The organism is Bacillus sp. MUM 13 (assembly GCF_001866725.1).
Taxonomy (GTDB): Bacteria; Bacillota; Bacilli; order Bacillales; family DSM-1321; genus Peribacillus.
In genome coordinates this window covers 79,359-96,994 of the sequence record NZ_MLYQ01000009.1, presented here as the reverse complement: position 1 = coordinate 96,994, position 17,636 = coordinate 79,359, and the positions used below count along the sequence as shown (strand labels likewise).

Genomic DNA, 17,636 nt, shown 5'->3' with positions numbered 1-17,636 from the left:
ATGATCGGGAATAGTACGATGACAGGCTGCTTTAAAGAGAGGGAACCATTTGGTGAAAGGTCCCAAGCCAGCAGCATCGGAAGTCGCCCAGGAGCTGTTTCCGTGAACGTAAGCCAGATAGTAGCGGAAACCGGCAAGAGCCGTTATCTTATTTGAGAGCCGTAGAATGGGTACATATTTGCTGTATCATTTTTCGGAAAAAAGGTGGCACCGCGAACAACTTCCTTCGTCCTTTTGTGATGAGGAAGTTTTTTTGTGTTTAAAAATATGAGATGCATGCAAGGAGGAAACGGACAATGGAAGAAAATCAGATATCCATGCCAACGAAATATGATCCGCAGTCGATTGAAAAAGGACGCTATGAATGGTGGCTGAAGGGGAAGTTTTTTGAAGCGGAAAAAGAATCTAAAAAACAGCCTTACACCATCGTTATTCCGCCGCCAAACGTAACAGGAAAGCTTCATTTAGGGCATGCCTGGGATACAGCGCTTCAGGATATCCTTACACGCATGAAGAGAATGCAGGGCTATGATGTATTATGGCTGCCCGGCATGGACCATGCAGGAATTGCTACACAGGCAAAGGTTGAACAAAAGCTCCGCGCTGACGGCATAAGCCGCTATGATCTTGGACGCGAAAAGTTTGTTGAAGAAACATGGAAATGGAAAGACGAGTATGCTGGTCATATCCGCGAGCAGTGGTCAAAGCTTGGTCTTGGACTTGATTACTCCCGTGAACGTTTTACGCTTGATGAAGGTCTTTCGAAGGCCGTACGCGAGGTATTTGTTTCCCTTTATAATAAGGGGCTGATCTACCGCGGGGAATATATCATTAACTGGGATCCTTCAACAAAGACAGCTCTTTCTGACATTGAAGTTATCTACAAGGATATTCAGGGTGCATTTTATCATATGAAATATCCATTGTCAGATGGATCAGGATTCATTGAAATTGCCACAACCCGTCCGGAAACCATGCTTGGGGATACAGCAGTTGCGGTTCATCCTGAAGATGACCGATACAAGCATTTAATCGGCAAAAACGTGACGCTTCCGATAACTGGAAGGGAAATTCCGATTGTTGCAGATGATTATGTTGATATGGAATTCGGCTCTGGGGCAGTTAAGATTACGCCTGCACATGACCCGAACGACTTCGAAATCGGCAACCGCCATAACCTTCAGCGGATTCTTGTTATGAACGAAGATGGAACGATGAATGACAAAGCAGGAAAATATCAAGGCATGGACCGTTTTGAATGCCGCAAGCAAATTACAAAAGACCTTCAGGAGCAGGGCGTTCTTTTCAAAATTGAAGATCATCCTCACTCAGTTGGACATTCAGAGCGCAGCGGCGCAGTGGTTGAGCCTTATTTGTCCACTCAATGGTTCGTTAAGATGCAGCCATTGGCGGAAGCAGCTATAGCCCTGCAGCAGTCTGAAGATGATAAAGTAAATTTCGTGCCGGGACGCTTTGAGAATACCTACCTGCGCTGGATGGAAAATATCCGCGACTGGTGTATCTCGCGCCAGCTTTGGTGGGGACACCGCATTCCTGCCTGGTACCATAAGGAAACAGGCGAAATCTATGTTGGCCAGGAAGAACCTGCTGACATTGAAAACTGGAACCAGGACAACGATGTGCTTGATACATGGTTCAGTTCAGCGCTTTGGCCTTTTTCAACAATGGGCTGGCCTGATACGGAAGGTGAAGAATATAAACGCTTCTATCCGACAGCAGCGCTTGTTACAGGCTATGATATCATTTTCTTCTGGGTATCAAGGATGATTTTCCAGGGAATTGAATTCACAGGACAGCGGCCGTTCAAGGATGTGCTGATTCACGGGCTTGTACGTGATGAACAGGGCCGGAAAATGAGCAAGTCTCTTGGCAATGGTGTTGATCCTATGGATGTTATCGAGAAATACGGGGCAGATTCTCTTCGCTATTTCCTATCAACAGGAAGCTCGCCTGGACAGGATCTTCGCTACAGCAATGAAAAGGTTGAAGCTGTCTGGAACTTTGCCAACAAAATCTGGAACGCCTCCCGTTTTGCACTGATGAATATGGAAGGCCTGCAGTTTGAGGACATTGATTTGACCGGCGAGAAATCTGTTGCTGATAAATGGATCCTGACCCGTTTGAACGAAACGATTGAAACGGTGACAAGACTTGCTGACAAGTATGAATTTGGTGAAGTGGGTCGTGTGCTTTATAACTTTATCTGGGATGATTTCTGTGACTGGTATATTGAAATGGCGAAGCTTCCGCTATACGGTGAAGACGAAGCTGCCAAGAAAACGACAAGATCCATCCTGGCCTATGTTTTAGACAATACGATGAGATTGCTTCATCCTTTCATGCCATTCATCACAGAAGAAATCTGGCAGAACCTGCCTCATAACGGGGAATCAATCACTACAGCAGCATGGCCGGAAGTGAACGGAGAGCTGCATGATGAAGAAGCCGCCGAGGAAATGAAGCTGCTTGTTGAAATCATCCGTTCTGTCCGCAACATCCGTGCTGAGGTTAACACTCCTCTCAGCAAAAAAATTAAGCTGATACTGAAAGCCAAAGACGAAAAGGCGCTTAGTACACTTAAGAAAAACAGCGCCTATATCGAGCGTTTCTGCAATCCTGAAGAATTGACAATAGGCATTGACGTTGAGGAACCAGGCCAGGCCATGACAGCCGTGGTAACAGGTGCTGAACTGATTCTTCCTCTTCAGGGACTGATTAATGTAGAAGAAGAAATCAAACGCCTCGAAAAAGAGCTCGATAAGCTGAATAAAGAGGTAGAGCGGGTTCAAAAGAAATTGGGCAACGAAGGCTTTGTTAAAAAAGCGCCTGAAAGCGTAATTGAAGAAGAACGCGCAAAAGAAAAAGACTACAGCGAAAAACGCGACGCCGTAATCCGCCGCATCGAAGAAATGAAACAACTCTAAAAAGCGCAAGCGCCTTGTTAAGCTCGCGAAGCAAAACGTCTTTCAAGGATCGAAGGCTAAATACTCTGCATCCTGCAGAAACGCCTTCATGACCTGCGTCCTGCAGGCCTCAGCGAGCTAGGCGCTGGAGCTGGATTAAATAAAAAGCGCAAGCGACATGTTAAAAAGAGCCGCCCGGAATTATCTCCGGGCGGCTTTTGGTTTCTATAATAAGCTTGTTCACAGTGCAGCCATTATTGTGATTCCGCATTCAAATCATCACAAATAAAAGTTAAATACTCCCGGACAAGATTAATGTCTGAAAGCATGCTCAATGTCCTGCTTCCGACTACATCTTCAATTTCATTCAGAAGCAGGCTGCCATCTTCATTGAAAATAAAGTCAATGCCACAAAGCCCAAAATCAAATAAAGAGGCGATTTTTTCTGCAAGAAGGCGTTCATCCTCTGACAGCTCATATAGGGAGGCGCTGCCGCCAAGCGTGAAATTGGCCTTAAAGTCAAGGTCAGAATGCCGCAGCACAGCTGCGATTATTTTTTTGCCGATAACAAAAACACGGACATCTTTACCGAGCTGTGCGGGTTTTTGAACAATCCATTTTCCGTGAGGATCCAGCCTTATGTTTTTCTTCTCATCTTCATTTCCCGCTAAATAGACGGCATTTCCTCCGCGTCCATGTACCTCTTTGACAATGTAAGGAAAAGAAAATACCCGGTCCAATGAAGTTTCGTAAAAAAGGGTATCTGCCATTGGAATTCCATAAGTGCTCAGATATTGATGTGTTTTTGCTTTATCATTGCAGATTTCCGAAACAAAAGAGGAGTTATAACACGTAACTCCCATAAGCTCCAGCTGTTTTGTGAAAAAAGGATCAATCGTTCGGACAATAGCAAAGCCGGGAAGATCAGTACTATTTCCGTGAAGAGACAAAAACAGCTCCTGGTTCTGATATCCAATTTGGAAATCCTCCCTGAAATGAAGGTCAAGGGAAATTCCGAGCAAACCAGCCTCCTCAAGCATCCAATTGATATAGGCTTGATTTTTTTCTGCATCATTTTTGCTGTATATAAGCCAACCGTTAATCATTGTCAGCCCCGATTCCAAACTGTTTTTTTAAAATATAAGAAATCATGCTGTCTGCAACATTAACCCCTGTACAATCATAAATGTTCAATAAGTGGGCGTTGGAATTTACTTCACAAAGCAGCGGGCCGTTTTCTCCAAAAAGCAGATCCACCCCGGCGAAATCCGTTTTCAGGATCTTCGCGCATTTTATGGCCAGCTCACATTCTTCCTTTGTCGGCGTATAGGGATATGTTTTCCCGCCGGCCGTGACATTGGCCCGGAAATCGGTTTCGGACTCCCGGTACATGGAAGCGGCCACAGCATCTCCTACTACATTCAGCCGGATATCCCGGCCTTTGCTGTGTGAAATGAATTCCTGAAGGATGAACGGCTTGTGCTTAAGCACAGCTATTTTTTCCAAAAGCTCTGCTTCATTATGTATTAAATAAACCTGCTGGCCGAATGACCCATACGATTCTTTGATCACAAGAGGATAGCCCAGCACTTCCCCCATTTTTGCAAAAGCTTCATAATCATTCCGAAGTATCCCCTCAAAGGTAAAAGGAGGGAAGATTGTTTTAGGCATAGGAATTCCGCTGTTTATGAGCGCTTGATGGGTTTTTGCTTTGCTGTCGCAAATATCGATTGCTTCACTGCTGTTATATACGTGCAGTCCCATTGTTTCCAGGTGCCGGGCAAGATGGATATCCTTGTCCATAAATAGAACGAAATCGGGCAGATCCCCCTTAAAGCCGGCAAGAATCGGCTTGCCATCCTCAATCATTGAGATGAGTTCAGTATTGCGGACAATCTCCGCATCGATAGAGTAACGTTCAGCTGAATGTTTTATAAAAAGAGCTAAATCAGAAAATTTTTTCTGCTGCAAATATCCATTTACAATGATCCAGCAGCGTATTGTATTCGTATGCATAGTGGTGCACTTCCTTTTTGATGTCGATTTATCTCATCTGCCTTGAAATATGATAGGATGAGAATGATATTGATATTGCATGGTTCTTTGTGTATAGGGGGCTTATATAATGAAATACTCGAAAATGGATGAAATAAACAGTGCTATAGAAAAAAGACAGCTCAAGCTTGGCATGGATTTTGGCCTATCGCGAATGGAAATGCTGCTCGAAAGGCTCGGAAATCCGCATCAGCAGCTGAAATATGTGCATATTGCCGGATCCAACGGAAAAGGTTCCACTCTAAATTATATGAAAGAAATCCTGATAACTGAAGGAATATCTCTGGGAGCATTCACATCTCCATATCTGGTGAAGGTGAATGAGCAGATCAGCCTGAACCGGGAATCTATCAGCGATGAGGATTTCATCTCGATTTATCAGGAAATATATCCTGTGATACAAGAAATGGATGAAGAAAATTGCGGTCCGACCGCTTTTGAAATTCTCACAGTTATGGCACTCCTATTTTTCAGCAAAAAAAAGCCGGAAATTGTTTTGCTTGAAACAGGGCTTGGCGGCCGGCTGGACTCGACAAATGTTGTGGTTCCTCTGTTATCTGTCATTACTTCGATCTCTCTTGAGCATACCAATATTCTTGGCAATACGCTTGAAGAAATTGCCGGGGAAAAAGCAGGAATCATCAAGCCGGGAGTTCCTGTAGTTACAGGTGCCATTGAAACAGGGCCTGCCAGGGTTATTGCTGAGACAGCTGAAAAAAATCATTCTGAACGATATACGCTTGGCAAGGACTTTATTCTATCAGATTATTCTTCACATGCCGGACAGCAATCCTTTTCATTTAGGATGAATTCTTTCAGGCTAACCGATGTAAAGTCCGGCATGCTTGGCAGGCATCAAGGTGATAATGCAGCACTTGCGCTTGCTGCTGTGCTCCTTTTGAAGGAAAAATACGGTTTTTCCATAAAAGAAAGCAGCATGAAAGAGGGGATTTGGAGGTCCAAGTGGAATGGGCGTTTTGAAGTTTTAGCGAAAAATCCACTGGTTATCTTGGACGGAGCCCACAATCCGGCGGGAATGGATGTTTTGCTGCAGACATTGCGTGAAAATTATCCGGACTTTAAATATCGTTTTGTTTTTTCTGCATTAAAAGACAAAAACTACAAAAAAATGCTTGCTGCCATTGAAAACAGCGCTTTTGAAGTTATTGTGACAGAATTTCCTCATGAGCGGGCTGCAAGTGCAACAGAGCTGATAGTGGCCAGCTGTTCAGACAAAACTGTAGAAATAAGAGATTGGAGAAACGCATCCCAGCAGGCTTTACAGGAAATCGGTGAAGATGAGCTGGTTATATTTACGGGTTCTCTTTACTTTTTAACACTAGTCAGAGCCTGGCTTTCGGAAAGACTGAAATAATAATAAATGAACGAAAATAAATTAGTGTGACAATATTGTATATATTTGTTAAAATATTCTTAAAATCGAGACTATTTTACCAGATCGGCTATTACATTAAAATCACAATTTCCGATATAAAAGGGAAAGGAGCGGTGGAACATGGATGTGTCAAAAGGCAAGCAGCTCACAGTGTGGATATTATGGCTCCTGATTATTCCGGCGGGGCTAATGATGACATTACATTTCTACCCTCTAAATTTGGACAGAGGCCTATTGGATATGGCGTTCTTTTTAATTTTGATGGGAATCCTTTCATATATTCCAATCATCATTAATAACATTCCAGTTTCAGCATATCAGGGCGTTTCTCTGGCTGTTTTTCTCGTGTTTGGACTATCTGCAGAAATTATTGTTACCCAGCTGGCGTTCGTCTTCTTGCTCTTGACGCTGCGGCTTGGAAAAAATGAAATATATCGTTTTCCGCTGAATTCGCTGATTTTTTTCTTTGTCTGCCTTTTGAGCGGCATGATTTATTATGCCATTGGCGGCAGCGCTGAATTCAACGGAATGCTTGATGCTTCACATTTATGGTATGTCATTATCTATCAGCTCGCTTATTTTGTATTAAACAGCTTTTTGATCTCTTTTGTGCAAATGTCTTTGCATAAAAAGAAGTTTACACTGTATACAATTGATACCCTGTGGGATGGTGTATCGACACTGATGATACTTCCTATCGGGATTATTTTGTTTTTGGTTTATCAGCAAATGGGCATGGTATCCATCCTGCTGATAGGAATCCCGATCATCAGCATGTCTTTGATTTTGAGGCTCTATTATAATTCAAAAGAAATGAATGCCCACTTGAAAGAGGCGAGCAAATTCGGTCAGCAGCTCACTCAAAGCCTTCAGAAGGAAGAGGTGCTCAGTTTATTCATTGACCGCATCTCAGCCATCATTTCTGCAGAAGGTGCTTATATTTTTGATGTATTCAATAAAGAAATAGAAATACAGCTTTTGAGATATGCGGAGAATGGAAAAGAAATGGATAAACGAATGAAGGCCATGAGGCTGGATTCTGGAGTCTGCGGGACTGTGTGGAAAACAAGAAAAGCACAATTCTATCATTCAAGAAAAGAATGGAGCCATCTCGACACAGGCGTGTTTCCTGAGCATGTTGAAAGCATTCTGGCTGTCCCGATTGTCCGCAATAGCCTAGTTGTAGGTGTTGTAGTCATGACTTCAGCAAAAAAACGGGCATTCGAACAATATCAAATGATGATCATGGATATTTTATGTTCTTATCTTGGGGTAGCCATCGAAAATGCCCGCCATCATGAAAAGGCCAGACAGCAGAGTGAGAGGTGTGCGCTGACAAACCTATACAACTTCCGTTACTTCGATGCAAAGCTGCAGGAAGAATTCAATAAATTGGACATGAATATCTTAAAAAGCCTATCGATCATACTGCTTGATATTGACCGTTTTAAATCGGTGAACGACACATATGGCCATCAAAGCGGCAATGAAATTCTCACACAGCTGGCAGAAAGGCTGGACCAGATTATCGGCAAACGTGGAGTGCTTGCCAGATACGGCGGGGAAGAATTCGTCATGCTGCTGCCTAATATGGAGAAAGCGGAGGCATATGATTTTGCTGAATTCATCCGCCTCTCGATTGCCAACAAGCCATTCGCTGTCCATTCCGACCTGGACGAGCACCGCAGCAGACTGCTTGTGCCTATAACGGCAAGCATCGGTGTGGCAGCTGCTCCAACAGATGCAGAAGATGCCCAGGCCCTTATCCGCCACGCAGACCGCGCCATGTACACCGGCGCCAAGCAGGCTGGACGGAACAAGGTTGCACAGTATGTGGGGTAATAGCTGAATACAAAAATGACAGGGGATTTCATACAGAGATCTCCTGCTTTTCTATGAAGATGAAGAGGAGATACTTATGAAGAGATTTATAACGGGAGCGGCCAGCATTTTTATATTAGACGTATATTTCAATGCTTCAGCACATTTTATATCAAATAGTGCAGCTCAATTTATCTGTCTTTTGCTGTTTTTTCCGTTTGCTTCATACATAGCAAAGATAAATGGCCTTGAGGGACTTAAAGGAATCGGCTTTAGGTTGGATCAGAATAGCCTGAAGTACTTTACAGCGAGCTTCATAATGGGGTTTGGTGCATGGGCGATTATGTATGCAGTATACTGGAGGCTTGGGAAATTTGAAATCATTGGCATCAAATCAGGGATGGATGCGGTGATGACACTGGTGTTTGTCGCAGTCGGATTTTTATTAGGGTCACTGATCAATGATTTAATAACAAGAGGATTAATTATTAACCTCCTAAAGGGGAAGCTTGCTCCAATATATTTGGCGGGCATCAGCATTTTTGCTTATGCGGCAGATGACTTTTGGAATGGCGACCTGACTGTTATGAATTTTGTTTTCTCTATTATCCTTGGCCTTTCTTTTACCTATTCCTTCTTAAAAACAGGTTCTGTTTGGGCTGATACAGGGATTCACTTTGGATTGAATACAGCCTTTGGGCTGCTTTATGGGCTGAATGGCAATGAAGGCGGGGGCATACTGGTAATTAAGCAAGGAAAAATAGATTCGGTGCTTAATAACATGATTGTATTATCATTTGCCGCATTGCTGTTTGCTGTTTCCTACATATATTACCGCGGAAAGAGTAATGAAAAGAAGAGAGATAATAATGTTGTTGCGGATGTTATATAAATAACGAAAAAAAACATTGCCTTTCTGGGGAGAAGGGCAATGCTTTTTATTGTTTGAAAATGTTTATTTCGTATAATGTTTTTCGATTTCTTTCATGGAAATTTTCTCTACAGTAGGAATTCCATTTGGAGGGTTATAAATCAATTCATTTTTAAAAATAATAGATAATCTGGATTTAGAAGGTTCCAAGCCAAGCTGGTTATTTTCAAACCATAAACCACCCTTATCAAATGAATTCTTAAATTGACTGGTGTTGGTTTTCCCTTTCATAGCGTTTAATTCAACTGGGTTTCCATAGACACCGCCATTTATTTTTAAATTAGATCCTACCCCATATATTTCAAGTGAACTATTGGAATAGAAATAGGCATTTATTTCCTTAGGCACATCGTTGTATAGGTTATTATTAGACACCTTAATCGTACCATCGCAAATTAACACTAATGTTCCTCCGCTGTTATTGGATAGATTGGTAACTTCAATTCCAGTGTTAGCGTAAAGAGTTCCATTTGTATTGAAGTCTTCTTGTATATCTGCATTCTTGTTGACATACATTTGTCCGTTTAGCGTGAAACTCTCTATGGTTGCTTTTCCATTTATATAAATATATTTATTTTGAGCAAGGTTTAGAGTACCGCTTAAAGTTGCGGCTTCTGATACGTAAATATTTCCATTAACGGTAAGCTTGCCGTTACCGGTTATGGTTAAAGAACCATTTACTATAAGATCGCCATTTATAGTTAAGTTTCCGTTATTACCTATCACTAATGAATTATAACGGGCATTTCCTATTATCGTTTCGGATGTGTTATAGGTCATAGGAAGAAAATAATTCCAGACAGAAGTATATCCATAGAAAGGAAATTTGTTGCCACTAGCTGGATAAGCAGATTTTTGAGCTATTATGCTGCTGACAGCGATTGGTGTAAAGCTTGTATTTCTATCTTTAATGACCGGCGCTAAAGAAAATATACTTTGTAAATTTTGAGTGTTCTTGGGCACTTGGGTCCATGAAAAAATTGAATCATTTATATTTCCGCCGTATATAGAGCCTTTAACAGTAAGTTTCCCATCTATGGCCGGATATGAGGTTGGCGCATAATAATATTTGTTGCCAGTCATGAATTTTCCGTAATTCAGGGACAACAAATTTCCATTTGTAAATACATCACCTTGTAAATAGGCGGAACCATTTAATTTGAAATCACCATTACTTACGGCACTATATTGAAAAATGTCTTTAATAGTGGATAATGCGACCGTTTTCACCAGTTTTTTCCCGTTTTTATTAACGTATACAGTAAATGTAGCGTTGACATTATAAACGCCTTCTCTTTGCCCATCTTCTGTAACAGTCTGGACAATGTTATATTTCCCGCCGCTAGAAGCATTTACATTATTTATTAATGCAGTTATTTTATCAATGATCGGAGAAGCATTTGTAAGAGTCGGATTAATAGCCTCCAGCCCTGTCTGGACTTTCATGATGGCTTCATCCATGATTCTCTCAGCCCTCAACTTATCCTGAACGGAAGCTGTGGATGTATTAATGAATTTCTGCGAATTGACGGAATAACTGTACATGGTGACTGTACCGATAGCAACAACTGCAATAAAAAGCAAAACGATAACTAGTGCATATCCTTTTTGGTTTTGAAAATAGTCCTTCATCACTTATCACCTGCCAGTCGGTAAATGGTTTCAATGTCGATGCTTTGTTCGCCTTTTGACAGGACTTTGTTAGAAAGAATGAAATGAAGTCTCAGATTATTCGTCAGTTCAAATGAAGTGTCCTTTAAGGTGGTGCCATCGCTATTAATTTTCATTCCATTAATAAATACATCATCACTCTTTTTTTCTAGAAGGACTTTAGGATCATTAATGCCCAGATCTTTATCATTCAATTGAAGAGTAAAGTCCCCGTTTGTATTTTGGCTGACCAACGTGACCGAATCAATATTCTCCATAGCCAAATCCACCTTCTGTGTCACAACCGAGAGCTCATTTCTCAATGTGTGTGAGACTGCAACTTTTTTAGATTGAGAGATGGTAGTTAAAAAAACGGTGTATAGCATGGATGAGATAATCAAGAAAATCACGGTGGATACCAAAACTTCTATTAAGGTAAGACCTTCCTCATTGTGTTGTTTCATCTTTTATATACCCCTCAAAGGTTTGTGATTTTTGCTTTTTTTCCAGAGAAACGACAGTGATTTTAATAAGAATGAGCTTATTTGGCAGGCTATTATCAGTAGTATCAGACGGGTTATCTAGGTATTTAGTGAATTCTGCATAAATATTATAGTTTTTTAGATCTGCCTTCTCTGATTCTGTTAAAGAAGGAATGATGTTTGTGAAATTAACCGTTTCCTTTTTGTTAACCTTGTTTTTAATATCCGGGAAGTTTTGGTCCTGGTAATATTGCAGGGTATTTTTACCTATATAAATGGAATCGAATTTTTTGTCGGATGAGCTAGAGAAATTGAAGCTGTTTGATAAAACTGAGCCCATGGTAAACAAAAAAATGCTGATTATTACTAGGGAAACAAGGAGTTCAATGAGTGTGAATCCATCATTCGCTAAAATTCGCTTCGTTTTCATTTCGACACCTATTTCAAAAGTATTAGATAAATTGACATTTTTTCGACATGAGAAATCTTTCAAAATACCTATATTTATTATACAATATTTTATAGTTGATTTTAGAAAAAATAGATATAATTGCGTAAATATGAAAAATATAGAGAAATCTATCGAAAAGGGGTGAAGAATTGGAGAATATAGTGTTTGCGCTTTTGTCTCTTATATTGCTGATTCCAGTAATCATTTTCCTGCCTATCGGAATTAACTGGAAGGGAAAAGCAGCCGTAACAGTTTCAGCACTTTTTATTTCTCTTGTCGGGCTTGCTGCAACGTCGGTCTTCCCGCTATGGGAAAGCTTGCTGATTTCCTTGCTTTTGTTTCTGTGTGTGATTTATATGATCGGTAAGAGGTCTGAAAGTTTTTTGACTGCGGCAGACGATACAGATGACAAGTATTACTATGCTGAAGAGGAGCCCAAAAGTGCTATCACCAAAATGAACGATGTTTTTGTGATTGAAAGTGAAAAACCTGCATTTAGGGATAAAGGCCCGGAACAGGATCGTGCAGAATTACCGGAAGAGCTTCTAGCTGAACTTGAATATGCAGCTGCAAAAGATATAGATTCGGCTGAAGGCATAGAAGAAAAAGAGATCGAAGAAGATTCCTCGTTTCTTGAGCAAAGAGAGCTTTTATGGGATGACCTGGAGGTAACAGAGGAAGTGCAGGAACCCGAAACGGCCGTAAATTTAAGTGAAATAGAAATGATGCTCGAAGATGGAGATTCTGAGGGAACCATTTCTCTGGAAAAAGCAGAACCAGAAGAAGTGCAGGAACCTGAAACAGACGTGGATTTGAGCGATATAGAAATGATTCTCCAAGACGGGGATTCAGAGGGTACTATTTCTCCGGAAAAAGCAGAACCAGAAGAAGTGCAGAAACCCGAAACAGACGTATATTTAAGCGAAATAGAAATGATGCTCCAAGACGGGAACACAGTGGAAACTATTTCTCTGGAAAAAGCAGAAAGTGTAAAAGGACTATCTCAAGAGGAATATGAATTCTTGCTAGAAAATCCGGGAGAAAGTATCGAAGAGTTAGAGATGCCCGTATGGGATGATACTCAAAAGGATGACCGTGAAAAAGAAGAAGAAGCTGAAACAGCAGCAAATGATTGGCTTGAGCTCTTGGAAAGTGAAGAATATGTCATTGTTCCTATGGATGAAGAGAAACAAGAGGCCGATATTAACAGCGGCAGTGAATTGAACTCTGAAACGTTAGAGATCGAAGTTCTGCTAGAGGAAACGAATACTGAAACGTCTATTGAGGAAATGGTACAGGCTCAAGCTGACACTCCGCTTGAAGACAATCAACTTCCAGAATTAGAGGAGCTTAATGAGCCGGAAGAAGAATCCCAATCTTCTGAGCTGGTTATGGAAAGCGATTTCGTTCAGAGTGCGGATGAAGTGCTTAATTCCTTTGAAGAAAGTACTGAAGAGCATAAAAAACAATTAACTAATGAAATAATTTCTGAGCCTGCAAAAGAGGCAGAACTATCACACTGGGAAGATTCAGTGAAAACAGAAAGAGAAGAAATTGTGCACATCGAGGAAATGGCGGATATGAACGAAGAGCCTGAAGATGATTCGATTTACATCCATGGGGATGAGGAAGAGGCAGTAAATTCCAGCATCACACCATCGTATATAGAAGTACAGAAAGAAAATGTCATTGCAACACAGCTTCAGCAGCAAATGTTTCAGACACTCATAGATCAGATTGAACTTGCGAGAAGCACATACAGCAGCAGCCAGTTTGAAGAGTTAGTGAAAAGCCACCTGAATCCGGATCTTCCTGATCTTGAATATTACACGTTCGCAAGCATTTTGGTGAATCACTATATCAAAAAAGGCGATTGGGACAGGTTGAGGCATGAAATTATAGAATTACAGAGTAAGTTTGAAAAGCATTCCATCATCAAAGAAGAACTGAAATTTTTAATGGACAGATACTGCAAGGCATAATATCAAACTAAGAAGATTAGGTAAGGTGAAGGCTATGAGAACCAGTGCACAAATATTAGGACTTCCTATCATCAGCATTAAAGAAGGACAGGAAATTGGAACCGTTAAATCGCTTGTTATTAATCCGGAGAAGGGTTCCGTGGATTTCCTGACAATCGAACATGAGGAATGGCAGGTAAGCGTTAAAGCAATTCCATTCAAGAAGGTTATAGGCATTGGGGAATACGCAGTAACAGTGGAAAGCGAGCGCTCTGTTATTGATTTGAATGAAATACCGATTGCGAATCAGCTTGTGAATAAAAAAATTAAAATCACTGATGCAAAGGTGATGACACGAAAAGGCGAGCTATTGGGAGCGGTTCATGAATTCTTTACAGACGAAGAAAATGGAATGGTCATCGGAATGCTGATGAAACAGAAAGAAAATGAATTTGTTTTGCCATCAGAAACAGTTCTGACTTTTGGAAAAGACATTTTGATAGTGACAGAAGATGCAGCTTCACACTTCTTGACAAATCCATTGCATCTGATCCATCCGGAAGAGGAAAGTGATGAATCAGGGGCCATCAGCCAGGAGCTGAGAGAAAAGCAAATCGAACTTCTGCAGGGAAAAGTGCTGCAGAAGGATATCCTCGATAAAGCAGGGAATGTGTTATTCACAGAGGGTTCAGTCCTGACAGAAGAAGATATTAAAAGAGCGCAGCAGGAAGGGCCGGGTGTCCTTGTGGGGCTCTCGATGAATGTTGGAGCGTGAGGTAAAGGAGGGGCAAGAGGTGAAAAACCAGCCCATGGTGAAAATATTTCTTACGCTGATTTTATCAACAGCCTACATTTTCAGTTTCTCCCATTTAGCCGCATTTGCGTATGACCGTTTTGTGCATCAGGGAGATGTATGGGAGCAGGGGACAAAGATCGGCAGTTTAAATGTTTCTGGAAAAACATCACAGCAAAGCGCACTCCAGCTTGAACAGGCAGTTAAGAAATGGACAAGTGAAAACCGCGTTACTTTTACCTATAAAGAAAAAAATATGAAGATCGATAATTCAATGTTTCAGTTTCAAAATGAGGACACAATCGGCCATTTAAAATCCGGCCAGAAAAATCTTGCAGCAGTGAAACTGGATCAAAACAAGCTCGAGGATGCCGTATATGACACATCGATCAGCCTGTCTTCCCAGAAGCTGGACTTTGACAAGCTTTCACAGGATCTTTTAGTCAGTGCTGCTATGCTTGAGGGCGGGCAATATACCTTTCATCTTGAAAACTATGTTTCAGGGTCTTCAAAGGAGCATGAAGTCATCACAAAAGCGGAGATTAAGGCTGGAAAAGATGAAAAAGAGCTGAAAGAAATCGTCAAAAGGCTTGGCAAAACAGACATACAGGGCCAGAGTCAATTTTCCCTTTTAAACACATTGAAGAATGCCAAAGCTGAGAAGTTGAGCAGCGATGCGCTTAGCAGAGTGGCTTCTGGAATTTACCGTGCTATTCTTCCGACGAACTTCGCTGTTGTTGAACGCAATATCAGCAGAGAACTGCCTTCATATGCAACACTCGGATATGAAGCAAGAGCAGATAACGGAAATGACATGGATTTAGTCGTGGCCAACATGAATGACACAGCTTACTCGCTCTATTTTTCGATTAAAAATCATACATTAATCGTTACATTAAAAGGGCAGGCATTTTTGAACAAGTACTCTATCCTGGAAACTGATAAAATGAAATACCCTCCAGGCACAGTACAGCAATTCAGCGCGCTTCTGTCCACAGGTGAGAGAACAGTGAGAGAACAAGGCAAGGACGGCCTGGAAGTGAAAATTGTCAGGAAGATATTCAATGAAACAGGAAAGCTTGTAAAAACCGAGCAAATCTCGGATGATTTTTATCCGCCTGTACAAAGGGTAGAGGTATCAGCCCTTGCAGAGCCGGCAGTGATCCCTGCCGATGGGGGGACTACAGTACCTGCAGCAGGTGATGGAACAATTCCTGCGGCAGATCCAAATACCGACCCGCCAGCAGATCCGAATATGGTTCCCTCTGATCCAAATACAGTGCCTCAAACGGGCACGGATGGTGTTCCGCCAGCAGATTCTTCTAATCAGAATCCCTGGAATCCCGGTATTCCCCCTGCGGGAATAAATAAAAACAACTGGAACAATGGCTTGCCAAAAGGATCTGGAGCAAGCTCTAAAACGCCTGCAGACAGCAGTTCGGATTCTGAGAGAAAAAAAGAAGATGTCTTGAATCGTGACTCTGAAAAAAGCGGGGATGAAAAATGACACAAACCCGAAAGCGCCTTGGAGATCTATTGGCTGAAGCAGGACTCATCACAGAGGAACAGCTTCAGTCGGCATTAAAAGATAAAGCAAAAGGCCAGCGCCTTGGTGATGTTCTTCTTCAAAAAGGGTTTATAACAGAGCAGCAGCTGATTGAGGTTCTCGAATTCCAGCTTGGCATTCCGCATGTCAGTTTATACCGCTATCCATTTGATACCAAGCTGTTCACGCTGATTACAAAGGAGACTGCAAAAAGAAATCTGCTGATTCCCTTAAAGCGTGAAGCCGATAAGCTGTTTGTTGCGATGGCAGATCCTATGGATTTTTATGCGATTGATGACATCAGGCTGTCCACTGGCTTTCAAATTGAAACGGCCATTGCGACAAAAGATGAAATCCAGCGCACAATAGCCAAATATTATGACCGCGACGAAGGCCTTGAAGAATTTATGGGTGACTTGACCGCTTCAGATAGCGGCGAGGAAGAGCAGATAACTGAACAGGATTCTCCTGTTGTCCGTCTCGTTAACCAGATTTTATCCAATGCCGTTACCCAGAAGGCAAGTGACATCCATATTGATCCGCAGGAAACAAAGATGATAGTCCGTTACCGTGTGGACGGAGTTCTGCGGACAGAAAGAGTACTGCCGAAGAACATGCAAAATGTGCTGATTGCCAGGATTAAGATCATGGCCAATCTGGATATTACAGAACACCGTGTTCCGCAGGACGGGCGGATTAAGATCAATTTAGAGTTTCATCCTATTGATTTGCGCGTTTCATCCCTTCCAACCGTTTATGGAGAAAAAATGGTTCTTCGAATCCTGGATCTTGGAAGCTCCTTAAACGATATCGGAAAGCTCGGATTCAACAGACTGAATCTGCAGCGTTTTGAAGGAATGATAAGTCAGCCAAATGGAATCGTGCTAATTACCGGCCCTACAGGATCGGGCAAATCCTCCACCTTGTATGCAGCTCTGAACAAACTGAACACCGAAGAAGTGAACATCATTACCATCGAAGATCCTGTAGAGTACCAGCTTGAAGGAATTAACCAGATACAGGTGAATTCAAATGTGGGCATGACATTTTCTGCCGGTCTCCGGTCCATTCTCCGCCAGGACCCCAACATCATCATGGTCGGGGAAATCCGTGATAAAGACACGGTGGAAGTCGCGATACGGGCTTCATTGACAGGCCACCTTGTACTGAGCACAATCCATACCAATGATTCACTCAGCACGATTACGAGACTTGCAGATATGGGAGTGGAGCCTTTTCTGGTCGCATCCTCGCTAAGCGGCATCGTGTCACAGCGTTTGGTGCGAAGGGTGTGCAGAGACTGCGGGAAAAGTGTTCCTGCGTCAAAACGCGAAGTGGAGATATTCGCTAAGCGCGGCCTGAAAATCGAGCAAATCACACGAGGATCCGGCTGTTCTTCCTGCAACATGACTGGATACAAAGGCAGGATTGCGCTTCATGAGGTTCTGGTCATCAATGATGAAATGAGAAGGGTAATCATGAACGGTGAATCCTTCACAAGGCTTCGGGAGCTTGCCGTAAAAAATAAAATGATTTTCCTGATTGATGATGGATTGCTCAAGGTCAAACAGGGCCTTACGACAACAGAAGAAGTTTTGCGTGTTGCCACATTGGAATAGAGGTGCC

Annotated in this window: 13 protein-coding genes and 1 other annotated feature (1 of these 14 only partly in view); of the genes, 8 read left to right on the top strand and 5 right to left on the bottom strand. The window is 42.0% G+C overall.

The features are described 5' to 3' along the window. Window positions 1-237: a binding site (T-box leader), on the top strand; it begins 9 nt to the left of the window's first position. Between the two features lie 59 nt (window positions 238-296). After that, the gene (locus BIV59_RS03660; RefSeq protein ID WP_071350090.1) at window positions 297-2,945 is read left to right on the top strand and encodes a valine--tRNA ligase; all 2,649 of its coding nucleotides are present in this window, start codon (window positions 297-299) and stop codon (window positions 2,943-2,945) included. 233 nt (window positions 2,946-3,178) lie between these two features. On the opposite strand, the gene BIV59_RS03655 is transcribed toward BIV59_RS03660, so the two are convergent. Further along, entirely contained in the window at window positions 3,179-4,030 is an 852-nt protein-coding gene (locus tag BIV59_RS03655; protein ID WP_071350089.1) for an ATP-grasp domain-containing protein, read from the bottom strand. Further along, window positions 4,023-4,940 (bottom strand): RimK family alpha-L-glutamate ligase, encoded by a 918-nt coding sequence (locus BIV59_RS03650; protein ID WP_071350088.1) that lies wholly within the window; start codon window positions 4,938-4,940, stop codon window positions 4,023-4,025. The genes BIV59_RS03655 and BIV59_RS03650 overlap by 8 nt, the downstream gene beginning before the upstream one ends. Before the next feature lie 109 nt (window positions 4,941-5,049). Here BIV59_RS03650 and BIV59_RS03645 point away from each other — a divergent pair, with 109 nt between their 5' ends. The 3 genes from BIV59_RS03645 (at window position 5,050) to BIV59_RS03635 (ending at window position 9,088) form a co-directional block, all read left to right on the top strand. Further along, window positions 5,050-6,354 (top strand): bifunctional folylpolyglutamate synthase/dihydrofolate synthase, encoded by a 1,305-nt coding sequence (locus BIV59_RS03645; protein WP_083392029.1) that lies wholly within the window; start codon window positions 5,050-5,052, stop codon window positions 6,352-6,354. 141 nt (window positions 6,355-6,495) lie between these two features. Then, the gene (locus BIV59_RS03640) at window positions 6,496-8,217 is read left to right on the top strand and encodes a sensor domain-containing diguanylate cyclase (protein ID WP_083392028.1); all 1,722 of its coding nucleotides are present in this window, start codon (window positions 6,496-6,498) and stop codon (window positions 8,215-8,217) included. Window positions 8,218-8,293: 76 nt separating this feature from the next. Then, window positions 8,294-9,088, top strand: a complete 795-nt coding sequence (locus tag BIV59_RS03635) for a CPBP family intramembrane glutamic endopeptidase (RefSeq protein ID WP_071350087.1) — start codon at window positions 8,294-8,296, stop codon at window positions 9,086-9,088. Between the two features lie 63 nt (window positions 9,089-9,151). On the opposite strand, the gene BIV59_RS03630 is transcribed toward BIV59_RS03635, so the two are convergent. The 3 genes from BIV59_RS03630 to BIV59_RS03620 are packed head-to-tail and all read right to left on the bottom strand — an operon-like array spanning window position 9,152 to window position 11,689. After that, window positions 9,152-10,759 (bottom strand): type IV pilus modification PilV family protein, encoded by a 1,608-nt coding sequence (locus BIV59_RS03630; RefSeq protein WP_071350086.1) that lies wholly within the window; start codon window positions 10,757-10,759, stop codon window positions 9,152-9,154. Next, the gene (locus tag BIV59_RS03625; RefSeq protein ID WP_071350085.1) at window positions 10,759-11,241 is read right to left on the bottom strand and encodes a PulJ/GspJ family protein; all 483 of its coding nucleotides are present in this window, start codon (window positions 11,239-11,241) and stop codon (window positions 10,759-10,761) included. The genes BIV59_RS03630 and BIV59_RS03625 overlap by 1 nt, the downstream gene beginning before the upstream one ends. After that, entirely contained in the window at window positions 11,225-11,689 is a 465-nt protein-coding gene (locus BIV59_RS03620) for a type II secretion system protein (RefSeq protein ID WP_071350084.1), read from the bottom strand. The genes BIV59_RS03625 and BIV59_RS03620 overlap by 17 nt, the downstream gene beginning before the upstream one ends. A 170-nt stretch (window positions 11,690-11,859) precedes the next feature. Here BIV59_RS03620 and BIV59_RS03615 point away from each other — a divergent pair, with 170 nt between their 5' ends. The 4 genes from BIV59_RS03615 to BIV59_RS03600 are packed head-to-tail and all read left to right on the top strand — an operon-like array spanning window position 11,860 to window position 17,629. After that, window positions 11,860-13,692, top strand: a complete 1,833-nt coding sequence (locus tag BIV59_RS03615; RefSeq protein ID WP_071350083.1) for a hypothetical protein — start codon at window positions 11,860-11,862, stop codon at window positions 13,690-13,692. A 34-nt stretch (window positions 13,693-13,726) separates the two neighbouring features. Further along, a complete protein-coding gene (locus tag BIV59_RS03610; RefSeq protein WP_071350082.1) occupies window positions 13,727-14,446 on the top strand; it encodes a PRC-barrel domain-containing protein in 720 nt (239 codons plus the stop codon). 19 nt (window positions 14,447-14,465) lie between these two features. Continuing rightward, window positions 14,466-15,971 (top strand): G5 domain-containing protein, encoded by a 1,506-nt coding sequence (locus tag BIV59_RS03605; RefSeq protein WP_071350081.1) that lies wholly within the window; start codon window positions 14,466-14,468, stop codon window positions 15,969-15,971. Continuing rightward, a complete protein-coding gene (locus tag BIV59_RS03600; protein ID WP_071350080.1) occupies window positions 15,968-17,629 on the top strand; it encodes a GspE/PulE family protein in 1,662 nt (553 codons plus the stop codon). Before BIV59_RS03605 ends, BIV59_RS03600 begins: the two co-directional genes overlap by 4 nt. Window positions 17,630-17,636 lie beyond the last annotated feature (7 nt).